Annotated in this window: 29 protein-coding genes; 11 read left to right on the forward strand and 18 right to left on the reverse strand. The window is 38.4% G+C overall.

The window, feature by feature from the left end:
- Nucleotides 1-3: 3 nt before the first annotated feature.
- Nucleotides 4-234, reverse strand: coding sequence for a hypothetical protein (locus HMPREF2574_RS07845; protein WP_070811614.1), 231 nt, complete (start codon nt 232-234; stop codon nt 4-6).
- Nucleotide 235: 1 nt separating this feature from the next.
- Nucleotides 236-547 carry a hypothetical protein gene (locus HMPREF2574_RS07850; protein ID WP_057489777.1) on the reverse strand — a complete coding sequence of 104 codons (312 nt, stop codon included), beginning with the start codon at nt 545-547 and terminating at the stop codon, nt 236-238.
- A gap of 113 nt (nt 548-660) precedes the next feature.
- Here HMPREF2574_RS07850 and HMPREF2574_RS10585 point away from each other — a divergent pair, with 113 nt between their 5' ends.
- A complete protein-coding gene (locus tag HMPREF2574_RS10585) occupies nt 661-816 on the forward strand; it encodes a hypothetical protein (protein ID WP_167697707.1) in 156 nt (51 codons plus the stop codon).
- Here HMPREF2574_RS10585 and HMPREF2574_RS07855 read toward each other — a convergent pair.
- Nucleotides 802-1,017 (reverse strand): helix-turn-helix domain-containing protein, encoded by a 216-nt coding sequence (locus HMPREF2574_RS07855; protein WP_070812402.1) that lies wholly within the window; start codon nt 1,015-1,017, stop codon nt 802-804. The genes HMPREF2574_RS10585 and HMPREF2574_RS07855 overlap by 15 nt on opposite strands.
- A 56-nt stretch (nt 1,018-1,073) precedes the next feature.
- Here HMPREF2574_RS07855 and HMPREF2574_RS07860 point away from each other — a divergent pair, with 56 nt between their 5' ends.
- Nucleotides 1,074-1,700: a hypothetical protein gene (locus HMPREF2574_RS07860; protein WP_070812403.1), complete on the forward strand. Its 627-nt coding sequence runs from the start codon at nt 1,074-1,076 to the stop codon at nt 1,698-1,700.
- 3 nt (nt 1,701-1,703) lie between these two features.
- Here HMPREF2574_RS07860 and HMPREF2574_RS07865 read toward each other — a convergent pair whose 3' ends face one another.
- A complete protein-coding gene (locus HMPREF2574_RS07865; RefSeq protein WP_070812404.1) occupies nt 1,704-2,030 on the reverse strand; it encodes a hypothetical protein in 327 nt (108 codons plus the stop codon).
- Between the two features lie 476 nt (nt 2,031-2,506).
- On the opposite strand from HMPREF2574_RS07865, the gene HMPREF2574_RS07870 reads away from it, so the two are divergent.
- From HMPREF2574_RS07870 to HMPREF2574_RS07885, 4 genes are all read left to right on the forward strand, one after another.
- Nucleotides 2,507-3,286, forward strand: coding sequence for a LexA family transcriptional regulator (locus tag HMPREF2574_RS07870; protein WP_070812405.1), 780 nt, complete (start codon nt 2,507-2,509; stop codon nt 3,284-3,286).
- An 11-nt stretch (nt 3,287-3,297) separates the two neighbouring features.
- A complete protein-coding gene (locus HMPREF2574_RS10930) occupies nt 3,298-3,717 on the forward strand; it encodes a hypothetical protein (RefSeq protein ID WP_070812406.1) in 420 nt (139 codons plus the stop codon).
- Entirely contained in the window at nt 3,718-3,987 is a 270-nt protein-coding gene (locus HMPREF2574_RS07880) for a DUF4177 domain-containing protein (protein ID WP_070812407.1), read from the forward strand.
- Between the two features lie 127 nt (nt 3,988-4,114).
- Entirely contained in the window at nt 4,115-5,257 is a 1,143-nt protein-coding gene (locus HMPREF2574_RS07885; RefSeq protein ID WP_070812408.1) for a tyrosine-type recombinase/integrase, read from the forward strand.
- 88 nt (nt 5,258-5,345) lie between these two features.
- Here HMPREF2574_RS07885 and HMPREF2574_RS07890 read toward each other — a convergent pair whose 3' ends face one another.
- Entirely contained in the window at nt 5,346-5,621 is a 276-nt protein-coding gene (locus tag HMPREF2574_RS07890; protein ID WP_003023726.1) for an HU family DNA-binding protein, read from the reverse strand.
- A gap of 128 nt (nt 5,622-5,749) precedes the next feature.
- Nucleotides 5,750-6,583, reverse strand: a complete 834-nt coding sequence (locus HMPREF2574_RS07895) for a DegV family protein (RefSeq protein ID WP_024052826.1) — start codon at nt 6,581-6,583, stop codon at nt 5,750-5,752.
- A 229-nt stretch (nt 6,584-6,812) separates the two neighbouring features.
- On the opposite strand from HMPREF2574_RS07895, the gene HMPREF2574_RS07900 reads away from it, so the two are divergent.
- The 4 genes from HMPREF2574_RS07900 to HMPREF2574_RS07915 are packed head-to-tail and all read left to right on the forward strand — an operon-like array spanning nt 6,813 to nt 10,473.
- Nucleotides 6,813-7,766 (forward strand): ABC transporter permease, encoded by a 954-nt coding sequence (locus HMPREF2574_RS07900; RefSeq protein WP_024052827.1) that lies wholly within the window; start codon nt 6,813-6,815, stop codon nt 7,764-7,766.
- Nucleotides 7,759-8,721, forward strand: a complete 963-nt coding sequence (locus HMPREF2574_RS07905; RefSeq protein WP_070812409.1) for an iron chelate uptake ABC transporter family permease subunit — start codon at nt 7,759-7,761, stop codon at nt 8,719-8,721. Before HMPREF2574_RS07900 ends, HMPREF2574_RS07905 begins: the two co-directional genes overlap by 8 nt.
- Nucleotide 8,722: 1 nt before the next feature.
- A complete protein-coding gene (locus HMPREF2574_RS07910; protein ID WP_024052829.1) occupies nt 8,723-9,475 on the forward strand; it encodes an iron ABC transporter ATP-binding protein in 753 nt (250 codons plus the stop codon).
- Nucleotides 9,476-9,498: 23 nt separating this feature from the next.
- On the forward strand, nt 9,499-10,473 hold the full coding sequence (locus HMPREF2574_RS07915) for a siderophore ABC transporter substrate-binding protein (RefSeq protein WP_070812410.1): 975 nt from the start codon (nt 9,499-9,501) through the stop codon (nt 10,471-10,473).
- Between the two features lie 62 nt (nt 10,474-10,535).
- Here HMPREF2574_RS07915 and HMPREF2574_RS07920 read toward each other — a convergent pair whose 3' ends face one another.
- The 9 genes from HMPREF2574_RS07920 to HMPREF2574_RS10935 all read right to left on the reverse strand — a co-directional run bounded on the left by HMPREF2574_RS07920 (nt 10,536) and on the right by HMPREF2574_RS10935 (nt 17,313).
- Entirely contained in the window at nt 10,536-11,267 is a 732-nt protein-coding gene (locus HMPREF2574_RS07920) for a metallophosphoesterase (RefSeq protein ID WP_070812411.1), read from the reverse strand.
- Nucleotides 11,268-11,313: 46 nt separating this feature from the next.
- A complete protein-coding gene (gene recN / locus HMPREF2574_RS07925) occupies nt 11,314-12,972 on the reverse strand; it encodes a DNA repair protein RecN (protein WP_070812412.1) in 1,659 nt (552 codons plus the stop codon).
- A gap of 7 nt (nt 12,973-12,979) precedes the next feature.
- Nucleotides 12,980-13,411 carry an arginine repressor gene (locus tag HMPREF2574_RS07930; RefSeq protein WP_003031395.1) on the reverse strand — a complete coding sequence of 144 codons (432 nt, stop codon included), beginning with the start codon at nt 13,409-13,411 and terminating at the stop codon, nt 12,980-12,982.
- Nucleotides 13,404-14,219, reverse strand: a complete 816-nt coding sequence (locus HMPREF2574_RS07935; protein ID WP_024052833.1) for a TlyA family RNA methyltransferase — start codon at nt 14,217-14,219, stop codon at nt 13,404-13,406. Before HMPREF2574_RS07935 ends, HMPREF2574_RS07930 begins: the two co-directional genes overlap by 8 nt.
- Nucleotides 14,185-15,087 (reverse strand): polyprenyl synthetase family protein, encoded by a 903-nt coding sequence (locus HMPREF2574_RS07940; RefSeq protein WP_024052834.1) that lies wholly within the window; start codon nt 15,085-15,087, stop codon nt 14,185-14,187. The genes HMPREF2574_RS07935 and HMPREF2574_RS07940 overlap by 35 nt, the downstream gene beginning before the upstream one ends.
- Complete coding sequence (locus tag HMPREF2574_RS07945) at nt 15,084-15,296, reverse strand: exodeoxyribonuclease VII small subunit (RefSeq protein WP_070812413.1); 213 nt, start codon at nt 15,294-15,296, stop codon at nt 15,084-15,086. The genes HMPREF2574_RS07940 and HMPREF2574_RS07945 overlap by 4 nt, the downstream gene beginning before the upstream one ends.
- Entirely contained in the window at nt 15,274-16,614 is a 1,341-nt protein-coding gene (gene xseA / locus HMPREF2574_RS07950) for an exodeoxyribonuclease VII large subunit (protein WP_070584395.1), read from the reverse strand. Before xseA ends, HMPREF2574_RS07945 begins: the two co-directional genes overlap by 23 nt.
- A 189-nt stretch (nt 16,615-16,803) precedes the next feature.
- Nucleotides 16,804-17,172 (reverse strand): conjugal transfer protein TraX, encoded by a 369-nt coding sequence (locus HMPREF2574_RS10680; RefSeq protein WP_257374287.1) that lies wholly within the window; start codon nt 17,170-17,172, stop codon nt 16,804-16,806.
- A gap of 18 nt (nt 17,173-17,190) precedes the next feature.
- Nucleotides 17,191-17,313, reverse strand: a complete 123-nt coding sequence (locus HMPREF2574_RS10935) for a hypothetical protein (RefSeq protein WP_257374288.1) — start codon at nt 17,311-17,313, stop codon at nt 17,191-17,193.
- 81 nt (nt 17,314-17,394) lie between these two features.
- Between HMPREF2574_RS10935 and HMPREF2574_RS10260 the strand changes: the two genes are divergently transcribed.
- Nucleotides 17,395-18,182 (forward strand): IS5 family transposase gene (locus tag HMPREF2574_RS10260; RefSeq protein ID WP_373878901.1). Its coding sequence is split into 2 segments (ribosomal slippage): nt 17,395-17,758 and nt 17,758-18,182, totalling 789 coding nucleotides; the frame shifts between segments, so codons are not numbered across the junction.
- Nucleotides 18,183-18,195: 13 nt separating this feature from the next.
- Here the strand turns inward: HMPREF2574_RS10260 and HMPREF2574_RS07970 are convergent.
- From HMPREF2574_RS07970 to HMPREF2574_RS07980, 3 genes are all read right to left on the reverse strand, one after another.
- Nucleotides 18,196-18,381 (reverse strand): TraX family protein, encoded by a 186-nt coding sequence (locus HMPREF2574_RS07970; protein WP_070812416.1) that lies wholly within the window; start codon nt 18,379-18,381, stop codon nt 18,196-18,198.
- Nucleotides 18,382-18,682: 301 nt separating this feature from the next.
- Entirely contained in the window at nt 18,683-19,540 is an 858-nt protein-coding gene (locus HMPREF2574_RS07975; protein ID WP_070812417.1) for an NAD(P)H-hydrate dehydratase, read from the reverse strand.
- A gap of 312 nt (nt 19,541-19,852) precedes the next feature.
- Complete coding sequence (locus HMPREF2574_RS07980; protein WP_024052840.1) at nt 19,853-20,707, reverse strand: bifunctional methylenetetrahydrofolate dehydrogenase/methenyltetrahydrofolate cyclohydrolase; 855 nt, start codon at nt 20,705-20,707, stop codon at nt 19,853-19,855.
- Between the last annotated feature and the right edge of the window lie 22 nt (nt 20,708-20,729).

The following is a 20,729-nucleotide window of genomic DNA, read 5'->3' on the forward strand; positions in this document are numbered from 1 at the left end:
ATTTCATTTGACTTCTCCTTTTTTAAATATCGTCACTTTATCGCCGTCAATCTTCATAGCGCCTTTTGGCACGACTGAAAAGCTAACGCTATTCCATTCTTCGGCTATCTCAGCCAATTCCTGCTTGACTACTTCGACTGGCTTCTTGGCTAGCTTATTCTTGTATTCGTTGCCTAGCCTGTAATGGTCGCGCTCCCAGTTCATAATCACGCGCATTTGTTCGTAGTTTTGCATGTTACACCCCTAACCGTTTTTCTGTTTTAATGTTCTCTAACATTTCTGCCAGTGTTTCTTTTTTGGGTCTGTATCGGTTACGGGATTTCCATTTGACGAACAGGCGAAATCCTTCGTAATTGACAAAGACGATTCTGTGAGTTGGGTTGTCAATGAATTGTCGAAAGTCTGGATGTTCTCTCATTTCTGCCGCCCAACCTTTAGCAGTTCCGACTGTCAACCCTTCCCAGATTTGGCAAAGGTGTGCATAGTCGCCATATGTTGCTTTTTCAGACTGATTGGCAGGCCTGTAAATTATTTCTGCTTTTGGCATAGTAAATTGTTCCTTTCTGTGCTATAATTAAGTTAGTATTTTTGGTAAGCAGCTGATTTTTCAGTTGCTTTTTTGTTATAATCGACTTATCAACCTAGGAAGGAGGATAAATCATGACTAAGTCCGAATTAGAACCGTACCTTAACAGTCTGTTTAGCAAACATTCCATAGCGCTTTTATTTCATACTGCTAACGGTACTTATATCGCAAATGAAGTAAACTTCAGTGACGGCGATACGGTCGTCTTCTCCTTTCTAAATCTGTTTTAAATCGGATTTATGGCCTAAAAAAATAAAATTAGGATCAATCTGATATAAATTTGCTAATTTATGCAGTAAGTCTAGCGGAATTCTAGAACTATCATGTTCATATTTTAGTAAAGTTTGATGATGAATACCTATTTTTTTAGCAGCTTCTTTAGCAGACAAATTGTTATTAACTCGTAGCGCTCGTAACGTCATTTTCTGCACCTCTCCTCACCTCCTTTTCTGTGGTATAATGTAATAAAAATGATTGGAGAAATAATATGCAGCTTGCACTTGTAATCTCGTTAGTATCTATCCTAATGTCCACTTACCTTTTTGTGATAAAGCATTATCGTGAATTGTATAAAATAGGGATTTCCAACAGTCAAGCGATTTTTGACGAATCTTCTAAGACAATGTTTGTCAAAATTACTTTTGTGAATGAATCATCTCTCCCTTTCACTGTAGTAGGCTTAATGGTTACTCAAGATAAGTTTCAATATCATCTTTCTGATTGGGGAGAATTTATTCACAAAGAAATAAAAGTTATTCATTGCAATAATCATAACCGTTACGAGATAGAAGATAAGACTTCTGATCTCCCTATTATCATTGCTCCTTATTCAAAAGAAGCTAGATACTTTGCTTTCAAATTTCCTAGAACATATAGACATGATTTTTTTCTTGAAATTGAATCTCCACAACGCTTTTTAGTAGTCCCTTTCAATCCCGTTCCAGATACATACCCAAATGTCGCCGCAGAAAGGAAAGGGCGGGTAAGAGTCATTCAAGTTCATTGGAGGCAACATAGAATTAGATCTATAAAAGACTTTGTTGTTTCACTTTCTCACAAAAAAACTTGGTTTTTACTTAAATTAAAAATCAAAGATAAGTTTCTACGAAAGTAAAAATTACTTATCCTCAAGAGAAATAATAACAAATAAAGTAAAGATAAACGCAAGTATTCCATAAACATTTGCAGCATTTGTACTATAGTTAGATAAAACTCCCCATAGTAGAAAAGGAATGCCGAAAAATAACATAAAAACACCATAAGCAACCCCTTTTAAAAGGGCATTTTTAAATAATTCACTTTCAGGTACTTTAGGACTTTCAAAAGTGGTTATTTTTATTTGTTCCTTTTGTTTTTTGTTATAATGTCCGATAATCCTTTTGATTTGTTCCTTAGAATACCCAGGTTCTATAACAATGATTTCACGATCAATATTATCTTTCATTTTGCTTCCTCTAAAATATCAAATTCCAAATCACAATAGCGATTATCACACCAACAGCGACCAGTCCTCCGACTGTCCAAAGTTTGTTTTTGTCCATTGCTTTTCACCTCGCATTATGCTAGAATGACGGTGTAAGAGTTGGGGCTTGCGCCCCGTTCTTACTACTCCTTCGGCGTGACTCTTATTTAAATAAGAGTTGGAGTATAACTGCGATAAGTGCGATTATCGCTGCTATTACTGTGGCTCTTGGCTGTGTCAGCCAAGGGTCTTTTTTCTTGCGCCGGCGCTTTAGCATAATGATTTTTCCTTTCATTTTATTTGCTTATCTCTAAGCTTGATTATATTATAATCCGATTTAAACCGGATGTCAAGAGCTTTTTACGAAAAAAATCGGATTTTTTTATATTTTTTTGTTTACAAGTACGATTTAAAACGGTATTATATAGTAAAAAGGATAAATAGAAAGGAGCAAAAAAATGGCTAGAGGACGAGGAAAATTAACTCCGCATGAGTTAGAAGCGATGGAAGTTGTATCTAACAATCTTCAAAAAATTTTATTTGAAAAAAATTTAAAACAATCACAAATAGCTGACGCGCTCAATATTCCAAGAAGTACTTTTAACGACTATATAAAAGGGAATACCTTGCCTATCCCTGGAAACATCCAAAAAATAGCTGATTATTTTGGTTTATTAAAATCCGACATTGACCCAAGATTTGCTTCTGCGAACACATCTCCCACTCTTTCCACTACGGCAAAAGCTATTTCTGAGACCGTAGAGCGCTTGGAAGAACCTCGTAGGGTAATTGTACTAGACACGGCTAAAACGCAGCTAGAAGAACAAAAACGGTCGCAGAAAACAGAAATTTCCGAGCAGCTTACTGAATATCATGTATTCGAGAAATTATCTGCCGGAAATGGTTACGACTACATGGAAGATCGTAACTACGATGTCGTATTCTACAACAAAGATATAGACCACGACTTTGCTTCTTGGGTCTATGGAGATTCCATGGAACCTAAATTTCTTGACGGATCTGTCGCCCTTATTAAAGATACTGGTTGGGACTATGATGGCGCCATTTATGCCGTGGATTGGGACGGTCAAAGCTATATCAAGAAAGTCTATAAAGAAAAAGATGGCCTAAGGCTCGTCTCTATCAATGACAAATACGATGATAAATTCGCAAAATGGGAAGAAGAACCCCGTATCATCGGTAAGGTGGTTGGCAATTTTATGCCGGTAGAAAGATAAAGAAGTGTTTTATGAAAATAGGAATGAGAACTCCTAGTTTAAAAAGAAGCTTAAAAGCTAGGACTACATCAAAGTGGAAGCGCCAAATAAAAAAAGCGGTGATTCCAGGATATGGACAAAAAGGAATAGGCTGGATTAAAAAACCTAAAAAAGCAATGTATAACAAAGTATATCGCAAAACAACTTTTGGATTATCGGACATTGTAAAATCTTCAAAAGAGAAAAGTTCAGCTAAAGTTAAGAAAAAAGCTATCCGACAATCAAAAGACTACACAACAAAAGACTATAAACAGGCTGGTATTGTAATGATTATTTTAGGTCTACTATTGATGTTTGTGATACCAGTTTTAGGGATATTCTTTTTGATTCTTGGTATCATTTCATTTGGTGTTGCCACCCTATTTTCTAAAAAATATTCAAGGAGTAAATAAATGGGATTTTTTGACAAAGCAAAAGAAGAAGGATCTTTCTCTTCCGCTTCAGGTATTGAGAATCTTCATTACGTCGTATTACAGGTAACTTTAAAAGAAAAATTTATTGGAACTGGTTCAGGAAATTTAACAGAGTTAGAAAATGCAATCAATAAACAAGCCAAAAAAGGTTATCGTCTACATACCATTGCTACTAGCAATGGCGGAAGTAAAGGACTAGGTGGTGGTGATAGAATTCAAGCTACTATGGTTTTTGAAAAAATTTATTAAATAAAAAAGCCCCACGCTCTCAAAGTTTGGCGACTCTGAGCGTGAGGCAAAAACGATTGTATAAGAAACAACCATTCAAAAGGTCGTTTTCCTATACCCATTTTACCAAATTTAAGGAGAAAACACAATGTGGGTAGAACAACACAAAAGCGGAAAAGTAAATTTTATCGAAAGATACCGTGACCCTTATACCAACAAATGGAAAAGAACGTCTATACTCATGGAGAAAGACACCCCCAGAATACGAAAAGAAGCCCAAAAGATACTTGATACTAAGATAACTAACCTTTTGAATAACCTAAAAACGTCAGAAATGCTCTTTACAGCTCTTTTAGACCAGTGGTGGGGATTTTATCAGCAAGAGATAAAACGGTCGTCTATCGCTTCGTTAATGGGCAATATCAAAGAAATAAGAGAGTCTTTTGGACTGAATGTAAAAGTGGTCAATATTGATCCCAAATATGTCCAAACTTACCTAGACAATCTCGACTGCTCCAGAAACAAGAAAGAACGTCACAAATCTATGCTCAACCTTGCTTTTGATTACGCTGTTGATCTGAATATTATTAAAGATAATCCGTCTCGGCGGGCCAAGCTCCCGCGAATAAAGAAAACTTTGGAAGATTGGAAGAAAATTGAAGAAAAATATCTTGAAGAGGATGAAATCCAACCGCTTCTTAAAGAGTTATATCGACGCCCCAACACTTACCGTTTAGGGTTACTGTCTGAGTTCATGAGCCTAAATGGCTGCCGTATTGGTGAGGCAGTCAGTATCGAACCAACAAATTATAATTTTGAAACCAGAATCCTACAGTTGCACGGAACCTATGACCACACAGAGGGCTACCGTAACGGCGAAAAAACAACTCCCAAAACTCTTGCCTCCTACCGGGAAACAATCATGACCAACCGTGAAATGGAAATCCTCAAAGAATTGGAGTTCATGAATGAACTGGAAAAAAACACCAATCTACGATATAGAGACATGGGCTACCTTTTCACAACTAAAAACGGAGTTCCTATTCAAACTAACTCTTTCAACCTAGCTCTTAAAGCTGCCAACGAGCGATTGGAAACGCCGATTCGGAAAAATCTTACCAGCCACATCTTCCGTCATACTCTAGTCAGCCGTCTGGCTGAAAACAATGTCCCACTTAAAGCTATTATGGATCGTGTCGGTCATGCTGATTCAAAGACGGCTGTTCAAATTTACACCCACATCACCAAGAAAATGAAGTCAAATGTGGCTGACATCATGGAAAACTATTGATTTTATGCCCCAAAAATGCCCCAAAACACAAGAAAAAGCCTATTGTACAAGCTAGAAAGCTTGACGCAATAGGCTTTTTAAATCGCTATTATTTAACAGCGTCTTTAAGAGCTTTACCTGCTTTAAATGCTGGTACTTTAGAAGCTGCTATTGTGATTTCTGCACCAGTTTGTGGGTTGCGGCCTTTACGAGCTGCACGTTCACGAACTTCAAAGTTACCAAAACCAATCAATTGAACTTTTTCACCAGCTGCAAGGTATTCAGTTACTGCTGCAAATACCGCATCAACTGCTGCTGCTGAATCTTTCTTAGTCAATTCTGTAGCTTCTGCTACTTTTGCAATCAAATCTTGTTTGTTAGCCATTTAACAAATCCTCCAAAATATTTTATGAATTAGTAGTCACTAACTCTAACAAGTATTATCATATCTAAAAAATGTTATTAGGTCAAGCACAAAACGAACTTTTTTCAATTTTTCCAAAGATATCAAACTTATTCATAGCGAACGAGGACTGCCCACGCATTTTCACCTGTATGTGTTTGAATAATAGAACCAGTCTTCAAAACAGAAATCGTTTTTTCCACACACGGTTGCAAAATCTGTTTCATTTCGTTCGCCAATTCGGCAGTTCCTGCATACGAAATTCCAATCTCTGCCACTTTTTTATCTTTTAAGCTTTCAACTAAATCATTAACCCATTTTTTGAAGGTTTTTACACCACGCCCCTTAACAATCGGTTGTAATTCATTGTTTTTCATTTGCATAACTACTCGAATATTAAGCAACGAACTGAGAAGCCCAGTCACACGACTAATACGACCACCTTTTACAAGATTTTCAAGCGTTGACACACCGATATACAATTCTGTTTTTTCACGTACTTCTTCGATTCTTGCTAAAATAGCATCAAAGTCTGCACCTTCTTTTGCTAGTTTTGCAGCTTCAACCACTTGAAACTTCAAAGCTTGATCCGTAAAAGAGCTATCAATCACTGTTACATCTACATTTGCCAAGGTTGCCCCTTGTCGTGCAGCTTCGACCGTTCCAGACAAAGCATGCGACATATGGATAGAAATGATTTTATCGGCAGTTTCTCCGAGTGTTTCAAAGATTTCTGCAAAAACACCAACTGGTGGTTGACTGGTTTTCGGTAGATTTTTGCTTGACTGCATCAAACGAAGAAACTCTCCTTCTTTTAAGTCAGCGTCTGAATAAACAACACCATCTACCATTACAGACAAAGGAACGATTGTAATCTCTAAATCCTCTACAACTTGCGGTTCAATCGTAATAGATGAATCCGTTACAATTTTGATTTTTGTCATAGTTTTCCTACTTTTATAAATTTTATCTATTTAATTTATTATATCAAAAAAATAACTTTTTGTGGAATAATTTTTCTGGATAAAATGTGTAAAAGGTGTGTAGAGCTTTCTATTTTTCTAAATAAACAGAATTATTAAATTTTCAGAAAATAATTGACACTGTTTTATTTTTTTGTTAGCCTAGTGATGTATCTTATTGAAGCTGTTGCTTTGAAGAAAGGGTTGATAAATGAAACAGACAAAATTTTTAGGAATTCTTTGTCTTGCTCTTGTTATGATTTCAATTACAGTTGGTTCTGGTCACTTTTCGTGGTGGCAGCTGCTACACGGAGATAAGCAGACTGGGCTGCTATTTTTAGAGTCGCGCTTGCCAAGGACAGTCAGCATTCTCCTAGCAGGCTCTAGCATGAGCATTGCCGGGCTTCTTATGCAGACTGTTACACAAAATCATTTTGCTGCTCCTAGCACGGTTGGAACGGTCGAGGCTGCAAAATTTGGTATGTTGCTTAGTTTATTTTTCTTTCCGTCAGCCACATTAGCGCAAAAAATGCTATTTGCTTTTGTATCTGCTATTTTTTTTACGATTATTTTTATTAGACTTATCAGAAAATTCTCATTTAAAGAAAAATGGTTGTTACCGCTTGTCGGAATTATTTATAGTGGAGTGATTAGTGCAGCAGGAGAAATCATTGCCTATCGTTTTGAGCTTGTCCAAAGCATGACTTCATGGACACAAGGCTCTTTTTCCATGATTCAGAAACATCAATATGAATGGTTATTTTTAAGTTTAATCATCTTGATTGCAGTATGGAAGCTATCAGCCACGTTTACCATTATGAATCTAGGGGAAGACGCTAGTCATAATCTAGGCATTTCCTTTTACCAAATGGAAGGAATGACGTTGTTTCTCATTGCATTGACGACAAGTGTGACGATGATTACAGTCGGCTCTCTTCCATTTATCGGAGTCATTGTTCCAAACATCATTCGGAAATTTTATGGTGACCATATCACACGCATTAAGGGACTGACCGCATTAACTGGTTCCTGTCTCATCTTGATCTGTGATATTGTAGCTCGTCTAGTCATTCGCCCTTACGAAGTCTCCGTCAGCTTGATTTTAGGAATTTTGGGTAGTTTGGCGTTCGTGTATCTTTTGTGGCGAGGTGCTGCTCATGAATAAAATGAAGAGTCAAACAAGAAATCGCTTACTTCTATTGCTTTTGTTAGCTAGCTTGAGTGGCTTGTTATATCTCATGCCAATGGAATATCCTTTAACAGGTTTTATTATGAAATTGCGCTCGCAAAAGTTACTAGCCTATCTTTTAGTCGCCATAGCTGGAGGTCTTGCTACAATCAGCTTTCAAACAATCACAGAGAATCGTTTTTTAACACCAAGCATTCTTGGAATGGAATCTCTCTATGTCTTTATGCAGACGATTTATCTTTTCTTTGCTAGCAAATTCATCTGCAATACTGGTCATCCTTTGCTTGAGTTTATCTTAGTCTTACTCATACAGTGTGGCTTCTTTTTCTGCCTGCAACCTGCATTAAAAAAGCTACTCCAGCAAGGATTTGTATTTATTTTATTGATTTGCATGGCACTAGGGACGCTCTTTAGAAGCGCCAGCACATTCTTGCAGGTGCTAATGGATCCTAATGAATATGATAAACTGCAAACAAAACTATTTCCTTCCTTTCAACGAATAAATATGGATATTCTATCTGTCGCTGCAATCATCATTGGACTAGCAGGTTTGTATTTGTTAAAGAAGAACGCTATTTTGAATGTTTTTCATTTGGATAAAAAGACAGCGACTATTTTAGGTGTAGAAGTTGAAAAAGAGCAAAAAAAGATACTATGGGCAATTGTTTTGCTGACTTCAACGACAACTGCTCTCGTTGGACCTATGATGTTCTTCGGCTTTATGATGTCTAATTTAGCCTATCTGTTAATCAAAGAATACCAACACAAATGGTTGTTCTCAGTAGCAATTTTACTCGGTTTTCTCTCTCTAACTACTGGACAAATGCTGGTAGAGCGCGTCTTTCAGCTCCAAATCAATGTCAGCATGGTCATTGAGCTTGTCGGAGGGTTATTCTTCTTTTATCTTTTAGCTAAGGAGGTAAAACACTAGAATGCAATTAAAAAACGTTGGCAAATCATTTGGAAATCAAGCAATTTTAGAAGATATTCAACTGAATATTTCACCGAGCAAATTCACCGCTTTTATTGGTCCAAACGGTGCCGGAAAATCAACGCTGCTTTCCATTATGAGTCGTTTGCTCAAGAAAGATCAAGGTTTTCTCAGTATCAAGGGAAAAGAAATTGAAGCTTGGAATTCAAAAGAGTTGGCCAAAGAATTAACGATTTTAAAACAAAAAATCAATTACCAATCTAAATTAACGGTTGAAGAATTGGTTTCCTTCGGTCGCTTTCCTTATAGTCAGGATCGTTTGACAAAAGAAGATTTCAAAAAAGTGGAGCAAGCATTGGAATATTTGGATATTGCTGATCTGCGAGAACGTTTCATTGATACGCTTTCAGGCGGTCAATTGCAGCGCGTTTTTATCGCTATGGTGCTCACTCAAGACACTGATTTTATCTTTTTGGACGAGCCACTAAACAATCTAGATATTAAGCAAAGTATTTCTATGATGAAAATCTTGCGGTCTCTCGTTGATGACTTAGGAAAAACGATTATCATTGTCATTCATGACATCAATATTGCCAGTCAGTATGTTGATGAAATTGTCGCCTTTAAAGACGGAAAAGTCTTTTATCAAGGTACAACCAATCAGGTCATGAGAAAAGAAATTTTAGATCCATTGTATGAAATGGACATTACCCTTGGGGAAATCAATGGTAAAAAAGTTTGTATTTACCTATAAATATTAATTTTGGAGGAATTTTAATGAAAAAGAATACAAAAACACTACTTCTATCTCTCTTCGCAGCTGTTGCAGTTGTGCTACTCGCTGCTTGCAGCGACAATAAACAGTCCAATTCAAAAACGACAAACTCTTCATCTGCTTCTAGTGAAGTCACTATCAAAACAGCAAATGGAGATGTGAAAGTCCCTACCAACCCTAAAAAAATTGTAACACTGGATTTAGGTGCAGCTGATACCATTCGTGCTTTAGGAAAAGAAAGCAGCATTGTCGGTATGCCAAAGAAAACTCTGCCTGCTTACTTAAAAAATTTACCAAGTAGCATTAAAAATGTAGGTAGCATGAAAGAACCGAATATGGAAGCTATCGCAGCTTTAAAACCAGACTTGATTATTGCTTCTGGTCGTACAGCTCAATATGTCAAGAAACTCAAGGAAATTGCCCCTACTGTATTATTCCAAACAGTCAACAAAGACTACTGGGGTTCTACCAAGAAAAACATCCTTTCTTTAGCAAGTATCTTTGGAGAAGACGGAACCAAAAAAGCTAAAAGTGAATTAGCTACATTAGACAAGGAAATTCAAACCGTTGTTGCTGCCAATGAAAAGTCAAATAAAAATGCTCTTGCGATGATGTTAAATGAAGGTGCAATATCTGCTTTCGGAGCTAAATCACGTTTTGCTTTCCTTTACAGTACTTTGAAATTCAAACCAACAGATGCTAAAATCAAAGAATCAAGACATGGACAAGAAGTCAGCTTTGAAAGTATCAAACAAATCAATCCAGATATTATCTTTGTTCTGAACCGCACTCTTGCTATCGGTGGGGACAATTCGGCCAATAAAGACTTACTGAATAACTCACTGATCCAAGAAACAAATGCTGCTAAAAACAAAACTATTGTAAACTTGACATCCGACCTCTGGTACCTAAGCGGAGGCGGACTCGAATCCACAAAATTGATGATTGAAGATGTAAAAAATGTAGCTGGGAAATAATATAAAAGAGCTGGAGAAAACCTTAAATGAATTTTCTCCAGCTCTTTTATCATCCTCAACTTCTAATTATCCTCTACCGCGAAACCATCATTTGTGATGAAATGATGTTCTAAAATTCCCTCATTTCCAAATAAAACTCCGTGGAGAACACCGCCATAGACAGCTCCGCCATCCATGCCAATTTTTTGATCCTGCGTTTGCCAAAGGCGACTTGTCCCAGGCATCTCAGAAAAAAGATAAAAAGTCGGAGTATGTCCAAATACAATTATTTTCCCTGTGTGATTGAGACCTTGATGAAAGGGCTCACGTATCCAAACCTTTTGATAATCGCTTGTTTCATGCCAATCTTTTAAAGTTAAGTCAACTCCAGCGTGTACAAAAATATAGTTATCTGTTTCAACAAAGAAAGGCATCTGACGAATAAAATACACGAGGTCTGGCGCCTCTTCCGACACGCGCTTTGCGTCTTCAACTCCATCAACAGGAGTATCTAGAGGTCGCCCCAAAATAGAATTGATTGTTGTGTCACCGCCATTGCGACGATAATGAGCATAGCCGCTCTCAGGATTGTCCAGCCAAGTTAAAAACATGTATTCGTGATTCCCAGAAATACAAATCGCTCCTTGCTTGTCGACAAGACTTTTCACACACTCTAAAACCGCTCGGCTGTCCTCGCCGCGGTCAATCAAATCTCCCAAAAAGATGAGCTGACTTTCTCCATCCCATTTTTTGAGTAATTCTTTTAGCATTTTTGCTTTTCCATGTACATCACCAATTACAAAATAATTTGTCATGATTACCTCCTGATAACAACCCATTTAGCACAAGCCAAAGAGTATTTCATTTTTTCAAGAGCTCTCTAGCCTGCGTGAGGGCTGCTTGGGTCACATTTTCGCCCGCCAACATTTTGGCAATTTCTTCGACACGCTCATCATTTGATAACAAGCGAACAGTTGAAACGGTCGAATGCTCATCAGATATTTTCTCAATGAAAAATTGATAATCTGCAATGGCAATCACTTGTGGTAGGTGCGAAATTGCGAGGACTTGTCCGTTCGAGCCAATTTTATGAATCTTTTGAGCAATAGCTTGTGCAACACGTCCCGATACACCTGTATCTACTTCATCAAAGACAATGCTGGTTTTGCCTTCCTTGCGAGAAAAAGCAGACTTGATTGCCAACATTAAACGAGACAATTCACCACCTGAAGCAACCTTAACGAGCGGTTTGTAATCTTCACCGGGATTAGTCGAAATATAAAATTCAACGTGTTCATTCCCATCGCGGCTAAATTTTCCCTTGATAAATTGAACTCGAAAATTCGCCTTTTCCATATAGAGATCTTGCAGTTCTTGCTGAATCTCTGCTTCTAACTGCTGGGCTAATTCGTGCCGAGCCTGACTAAGACTGCTTGCTAGAGAAACCAAGTCTTTTTCCAGCTTTTTCAGCTCTTTGTTCAAATCATCTGATGAAAGATTTTTCCCAGTAAGTAGAGCATATTCTTTAGAAATCTGCTCAAAATAAGCTAAGACATCATCTACTTGACCGCCGTATTTGCGAGTAATACTATAGATTAAATCTAGGCGACTTTCTACTTCTAAGAGACGGCCACCATCAAAATCCAAGTCTTCTAGAATATCCTCCAAACGCTTTGTCACATCTTCCAACACATAGTAAGATTCAGAAAGGTTGGTCGCAATTTCTTTGTAAGTGGCGTCATAGTCTTCAATAGCTTCCATGTCATTCATGGCAGAACGAATATTCGCTAAACTAGAAAATTCTTCATCATCCAGCATGGCATAGGCATTTGTCAAAGTGTCCGCAATCTGCTTATGATTGAGTAACTTATCACGCTCTTGGTTTAAAGCTAAATCTTCGCTAGCTTTTAAATTAGCTGCTTCAATCTCTGCAATTTGATATTCCAGCATGTCAATCCGCGCTTTATTTTCTTCTTGATTCTTTTGAATTATTAAGATCTGCTTACGCAACTGACGATACTGGTCAAAAGTCTGTTGATAATCAGCTTTGAGCTTGAAAAATGCGTCAGCTCCAAACTCGTCCAACATGGCAATATGCAGCTGCGGTCGCATGAGTTCTTCTTGATCGTGTTGACCGTGAATATCCACCAAATGCTGTCCAACAGCTCGCAAGACAGACAAATTAACCATTTGACCATTAATACGACTGACACTACGCCCATTTTGAAAAATTTCCCGCCGAATAATCAGCTCCTCTGTCATATCAAGCCCTTGCTGCTCAAAAATTTCAACCAAAGCCTTACTCTGCTCAATTGCAAAAAGCCCTTCAATCTCTGCTTTTGATGCACCGTGACGAATCACATCTGTTGTCGCGCGGCTTCCTAGCATCATGTTCATAGCATCAATAATAATAGACTTTCCAGCCCCTGTTTCACCTGTCAAAACGGTCATGCCTTGCTCAAAATTGAGGGAAATCTCTTCAATAATTGCAAAATTTTTAATGGAAATTTCAAGTAACATAGGCTATCTACCAATTTCTGATTTGTTCCAATACCTGATGAGCCATTTCTTCACTACGGAAAATAAGGAGAATCGTGTCATCATCGGCTAAAATACTAAAAATGTCCTTAGAAAAATCTTCTACAATTTGTCGCTTCACAAAAGCTGTGCTTCCAGGGACAAGATTGAGATTGATCATATTTCCCAATAGCTCAAACTTTAAGATATTATTGTCTGCTAACTTCAAACTCGTACTAGCTGATTTCGGTAGTTCATAAATATAAGTGTTATTTTTCAGCGGAATTTTGACAATGCCCAATTCTTTAATATCACGCGAAACAGTTGCCTGTGTTGCTGTAATTCCTGATTTCTTCAGATATTCTACAATTGCTTCTTGTGTCCCAACTTCATAGTCCGACACAAAATGTCTAATTTTTTCTAATCTTTCCTTTTTATTCATCTTTAAATTCCTTATGTGCTGTCTCTACGACCGTTGTAATCATTGCTTTTACTAGTTTTTCAGGATGAGGATTTTTTTCCAAATAGGCTAAAAATTCCACATTCCCATGCCCACCTTGAATAGGGGAGAAATCTAAATCTTTGACGGAAAATCCTGCTTCAACCATAAAGTCCGTTACTTTTTCTAAAACTGCTTGATGCACTTTTTTATCTTTCACAATCCCATTTTTGCCAATCTGCTCTCTTCCTGCTTCAAACTGAGGTTTGATAAGTGCAACGACTTTTCCATTTTCAGCCAAAATCTTATGCAGAGCTGGCAAAATGAGACCAAGCGAGATAAAACTGACATCAATGGAGGCAAAGCTAGGTGTCTCCTCAAAATCAGTTGCCTTGGCATAACGAAAATTAAACTGCTCCATGCTGATGACGCGTTCATCTTGTCGGAGTTTCCATGCCAGTTGATTGGTGCCGACATCTACTGCGTAGACTTTCCTTGCACCATTTTGCAGCATGACGTCCGTAAACCCACCCGTTGATGCCCCAATGTCCAACGTAATCTGATTTTCAACTGAAATCTCAAAAACCTGCAAAGCCTTTTCTAATTTTAAGCCACCACGGCTAACATATTTGAGCTTTTCGCCTTTGAGTTTTAACTCAGTGGTCTCATCAATTTTCTCGCCAGGTTTATCGAAACGCTCACCATTCGCAACAGCAACGACTAAGCCCGCCATCACACCGCGCTTGGCCTGTTCTCTTGTTTCAAAAAGCCCTTGCTTATAAGCTAGAACATCTACTCTTTCTTTCGTCATTGAGTTTTAAACTTTCTATTATCTTTCTGATAGCCGCGCCTGAAAAAGCAAGCTCTACTTCTAATTCTGCCAATAAATGCTCTGTTTCCTCTATCTGTTTTTCAAAGAATCGCTTTGCTCCATCCAAACCCCAAATGGCTGGATAGGTGGCTTTCTCTGCTGCCACATCTTTCTGCGGTGTCTTCCCCAAGTCTTCAAAGTTCGCTGTGATATCTAAAATATCATCTCGCACCTGAAAAGCTAAACCAAGTAATTGACCAATTTTTCTTAATTTTTCCTGCTGTGGCTGTGCCACTTCCGCAATCAAACCCGCAGCAATAAAAGGATAGGTCAGGAGTTTACCAGTCTTATTGGCATGAATATTCTGCAGCTCTGCTAAACTGATGTCCTTTCCTTCGCCCTGCATATCAAGGACTTGACCTCCGACCATACCAAAAGTTCCAGCTGCTAATGACAATTCTGCAATCAAATTTACCTTGATTTGACTAGGTAGTGCCGTTTCTGCTATCAAGGCATAAGAATCCAAAAAGAGAGAATCTCCTGCTAAAATAGCCATTGCTTCGCCAAATTTCTTGTGGCTGGTCAAGCGACCACGACGATAATCATCATCGTCCATAGCCGGCAAATCATCATGAATCAAGCTGCCTGTATGAATCATTTCAAGCGCTGCTGCCACTTGGAAATGTGCTTCTGTCAGTTCCAGTCCTAGACCTTCTAATAATTCTAAAAGTAAAAGAGGACGAATTCGCTTACCGCCTGCATTAACAGAATAGAGGATTGCTTCTATCAAATCAGCGGACACCACTTTTTGAGCATAAAATCCCTCGATAGTCTGTCCAATTCTAGCTAATTTTTCGTCTTGTTTCATTCCATTTCCATTTCTGTGCCATCAGCCTGCATAACTTTTACCAGCGTTTTTTCTGCCTGATCTAGTGTTTTTTGCAATTCTTTTGAGAGCTGCATCCCCTTTTGAAACTCAGAAATCGCTTCTTCCAAAGCCACATCTCCGTTTTCTAACTTCTGTACGATAACTTCTAAGTCTGCTAAATTTTCTTCAAATTTCTTTTCTTTCGACATCTTTTACCTCAACTTCTATCTGACCATCTCGCATCAAAATGGTTAATTGATCTTTTTTATTGATTTTCTCAATAGATTCTAACACCTGTTCATCTTTTTTGACAATAGCATAACCCCGAGCCACAATTCGGCTAGTATCCAGCATGAGCAAAGCGTCAGACAGACGCTTGACTTCAGCCACTTTATGGTCATAAACAACTGCCATATTACTGCGCAGAAGCCGTTCCAACTGAGCTACACGCTCTTGATAAATCTGAACCTGCCTTAAAGGAGCTAGAGCCTCCAAACGATGTTGTAAAAGCCTTGCCCGCTGCACTTCCTCGTTATAATATTCGCGAATTTTTTGCTTGAGCCGTAAATTTAGTTGATCTAATTTTTGCAGGTAGCTATCATACAGTCGTTCTGGTTGTCGAAAAATGACAGACTGACTCAGCTTAGCTAATCGCTCACGATTGTAAGTAAGACGATTCGATGTGGCAGTTGCTAACCGATTTTGTTGCTGCTGCAAGTGTGCTAGGAGATCCAGCTTTGTTACAGGTGTTGCTAATTCAGCAGCCGCAGTCGGCGTTGCAGCCCGTCTATCTGCAACAAAATCTGCCAAGGTCGTATCTGTTTCATGCCCCACACTCGAAATGATCGGAATGTGCGATTCAAAAATTGCACGGACAACCACTTCCTCATTAAACGCCCAGAGATCTTCAATTGAGCCACCACCTCGACCGATAATGAGTAAATCTAAATCATTTCGCCCATTAGCACGACGAATATTTTCTGCTACTTCAGTAGAAGCTCCTTCGCCTTGCACCTTCGTCGGATAAAGAATTATCTCAACTCCCGGAAAACGGCGACTAACAGTTGTGATAATATCGCGAATCACTGCTCCACTAGGACTGGTCACTACTCCAATTTTCTTTGGAAATTGCGGTAAAGCTTGCTTAAAGCACTCCTCAAAAAGCCCTTCCTCGCCTAGCTTTTTCTTGAGCTGCTCAAACTGAATTGCCAAAACTCCGATACCGTCTGGCTCCGCTTTTTCAATGATAATAGAATAAGATCCACTTGGTTCATATAGTTGAACACGACCGATGACATTAACCTTCATACCCTCTTCCAAGTCAAAACCTAACTTCTTATAAACACCACCCCAAATTGTTGCCTGAATGACTGCTTTTTCATCTTTGAGAGAGAAATATTGGTGATTAGGTCGCCTACGAAAATTAGAAACTTGCCCCGTCAGATAAACTCGTTCTAAATAAGGATCTTTATCAAACTTTAATTTTAAGTATTTGGTCAAGGTTGACACGGATAAATACTCAGACATTCCTCTCCTTTCATTTCCTGTAATGCTTCTTTATTCATAATTTTTATTATACCAAACAATCTATAAAAAATCATTTCCAGCCCTCAACGAAAAAGGAAAGACTAGTTTCCCATATCTTAAGCAGAGCCTAGCCCAACAAACTTGCCAAAATATACAAAAGATAGATATGCACAGGATAGAAAAATAACTTCATACCACGACTTTTTCACCGTTGTAAAAATACATTGGAATAACCGCAAAAACCATCATCCATTGCACAGACATTGGATCTGTTAGATACACAAATAAAGAGACTGGTGTTAATGTCACCATTTGTGCTATGCGGTGTCTGCGGAAGATATAAAAGAAAAGGCCAAGGTAAACCATGACATCCCCTCCTTCAACCACGATAATGTTTGGAATGGCCATGATAAAAAAAGCAATAATTTGAACCATCAGAGGTGATATATTTTCACTGGCTAGATAACCCAATAGAAACAAAGCCGGCAGAGCCAGAAGAATCGGTAAAAGAAAAAGGCCCAATCCTTTCCAGAATGAATAAAGTTTCTTTTCTTTCATACCCTCAACCATCAAATCCTAAGCACAGATAGATATGCCCGCTAAGAAAAAGGCGCCAAAAGCATTATTCGCCAGCCCAACTTGACCATTAGTGAAAAATTGACTGACAATCATGTTTCCAATAATCATAAACCATGTCATAAAGAGCAACCGTTTCAAATAAGCTTTTCGATTATGCGTACAATAGACTTCCTGCGAAACAAAATATGATACAATAAAACTATGAATTATGAATCAAGTAAACCATTAACTGATGCACGATTTAAGCGCCTTGTTGGTGTTCAGCGCACTACTTTTGAAGAGATGTTAGCTGTGTTAAAAACAGCTTATCAACGTAAACACGCAAAAGGTGGACGAACCCCTAAGTTAAGCTTAGAAGATCTCCTCGTGGCTACTCTTCAATACATGCGAGAATACCGCACTTATGAACAAATTGCGGCTGATTTTGGCATTCACGAAAGCAACTTAATCCGTCGGAGTCAATGGATTGAATCAACTCTTATTCAAAGTGGTTTTACGATTTCAAAAACTCATCTTAGTGCTGAGGATACGGTGATTGTGGATGCAACAGAGGTAAAAATCAACTAGCCAATTATTCTGGTAAAAAGAAATATCATGCTATGAAGGCTCAGGCGATTGTCACAAGCCAAGGGAGAATTGTTTCTTTGGATATTGCAGTGAACTATTGCCACGATATGAAGTTGTTCAAAATGAGCCGCAGAAACATCGGACAAGCTGGTAAAATCTTGGCAGACAGTGGTTATCAAGGGATCATGAAGATGTATTCACAAGCGCAAACTCCGAGGAAATCAAGCAAACTGAAGCCACTAACTCTTGAAGATAAAGCCTATAACCATGCGCTATCCAAAGAGAGAATCAAGGTTGAGAATATTTTTGCCAAAGTAAAAACGTTTAAAATATTTTCAACAACCTATCGAAATCGACGCAAACGGTTTGGATTACGAATGAATTTGATTGCTGGCATTATCAACCGTGAGCTAGGATTTTAGTTTCGCAGGAAGTCTAATAAAAACTATCAGCTGCCAGAAACATAAAAAGAGGAAAAACTACGCGTCCTAGCATTGTTATCCACATCGGGGCGCCAAAAGCGCCAAACATTTCGTAGATATGATCTAAAAACACAAGTAAAATAGCTAAAATTTTCAAGTTCGTTGCATTCGATATTTTCTTTAAAGATTGTAACATCATACATTCTCCATTTCTTTTTTTCAACTAGCATAATCTTACTGAAATTTTCCCACTCTTTCCATTACATAAACTTACATTTTCAGAAAGAAAAGTGACATTTTTGTAAGGCAGAAAAAATAAGGTCAAGATAAAACATCTCAACCTCATTAAATACAATGAATTTTCATAAGATAGTGGATATTGAAAAAGTTTATTCTCCCTTTCAACTTGTACTAAACCTCATGAGCTAAATATTACTTTTATAAATAGCTAATAAAAGTTAAACTTTCCAATTTTTTAAATGCTTTTTCAGTTTTTTTCATTATAACATATTTTCTTTTTTAGCTAGCTTCTTCATCCACTTAGGGATTTCTTTGCTGATTTCCGTTGGCAAGACTACATAGTTTTCTTTGTTTAACTCCTCTGCAATGGCTGAATGCAGATAGACTGCTGCTGCTACACGTTCCAGTAAAGAACTAGTCTTGAACTGCCTTGCAAAACCCGCAATCATGCCTGCCAGAGTATCTCCCATGCCACCCGTTGCTTGATAAGGACCACCAATAGTCAGTTGAAAATGGTTTCCATTTCCACTTTGAAAAATAGTCGTTCCGTGCTTCTTTTGAACAACGATAGTTCCAGCAGGGAAGGAATTAACAGCTTCTTGGCTTTTTTCAACCGTTTGCTCAGCTATCTTTAGTCCGCTCAACCGCTCCCACTCTTTTTGATGTGGGGTAAAAATCGTCTGTGCTTTTGGAATTGGCAGAGCTTCTTTGCTAAAGAGGGAAATAGCTCCACCGTCCATGATGAAGACTTGATGTTCACTGACAAGTTTCACTACCAGCCGCAAAACGGCTTTTTCAAGTTTACTTTCAGCTAAACCTGATCCAATCAATACTACATCTGCTTTTTGGACTTGCTCGGTCAATAGCTTTTTATCTTGTACATCAAAAGCCATTGCTTCTGGTAAATGATCGTGGAGAGCTGCGATATTTTCCCTATCCGTCGCCACCGTCACTAGACCAGCTCCGCTATGAACTGCAGCTAAGGCTGCCATGATAATCGCTCCACCAAAAGGATATGTCCCGCCAATTAACAACAAGCGACCGTAATCCCCCTTGTGACTATGGAGTGCACGTGGCTGAACGACCTTTTCCAATAATGTACAATTGACCACTTCCATTATTTTCTCCTTTTGCATACTGCGATTCCCCTTGTCTACCTCTATTTTATATAAAGGAAAAAAGACCTGTCTAGGACATTCTTGTCTCAGACTCGTTTACTTTCTAGAATAAAACTCAATACGCAATTGAGTGGCCTTTATTATGCTGATGATATCAGCTTTTACAAACCTACTCAACCTTGCAGGTTGGGGCAACAAATTTGATTTCTTACGAAATACCATTTTTATACGTAATTTTCACGATTACACTCTTTCTGTGGGGGAGTTTGTAGTATAATCATGGCTGTTGTCTGTCCCACTCCCATGACATTCTTATTTTTTCAAACTCCGTTTACACGCTCGATAGGTTTGCTCCATGAGCATGGTAATGGTCATCGGACCAACCCCTCTTGGTACAGGAGTAATGAGACTTGCGGTTTCAGATACTTCATCAAATTTCACATCGCCAATCAATTTACCATTTTCATCACGATTCATACCTACATCAATCACGACCGCGCCTTCTTTGACAAAATCTTTAGTCACAAAATGTCCGCGACCAATAGCTACAACTAAAATATCAGCTTCTTTTGTAATCTCTGACAAGTGATGTGTCCGTGAATGCGTCAGAGTTACTGTTGCATTTTTAGCAAGTAAAAGCTGTGCCATGGGCTTTCCGACAATGTTACTCCGTCCAATGACAACAGCACGTTTACCTTCTAATTCTACACCGTACTCATGAAACATTTCCATAATTCCAGCAGGTGTGGAGGGAATCATGACAGGATGACCACTCCAAAGGCGTCCCATATTCATTGGGTGAAAGCCGTCCACATCTTTATCAGGGTCAATTGCTAACAACACTGCCTCTTCATCAATATGCTTTGGCAGTGGCAACTGAACTAAAATCCCGTGCCAAGCTGAATCTTGATTGTATTGGTCTATCAAAGCAAGCAATTCTTCTTGACTAGTTGTTTCTGGCAGACGCACCACTTCGCTTCGAAGTCCTGCAGCCAAAGCTGACCGTTCTTTATTTCTCACATAGATTTGACTAGCTGGGTTATTGCCGACCAAGATGACTACAAGTCCAGGAACTAAGCCTGTTTGGTCTTTTAATTTACGAACTTTCTCTGCTAATTGTGCTTGTAATTTTTCTGCCAAAGCTTTTCCGTCGATTATCTTTGCCATATAACTCTCATTTCTATTTTCT

It is taken from the genome of Streptococcus sp. HMSC034E12, assembly GCF_001835915.1.
In the GTDB taxonomy this organism is placed as follows: Bacteria; Bacillota; Bacilli; order Lactobacillales; family Streptococcaceae; genus Streptococcus; species Streptococcus vaginalis.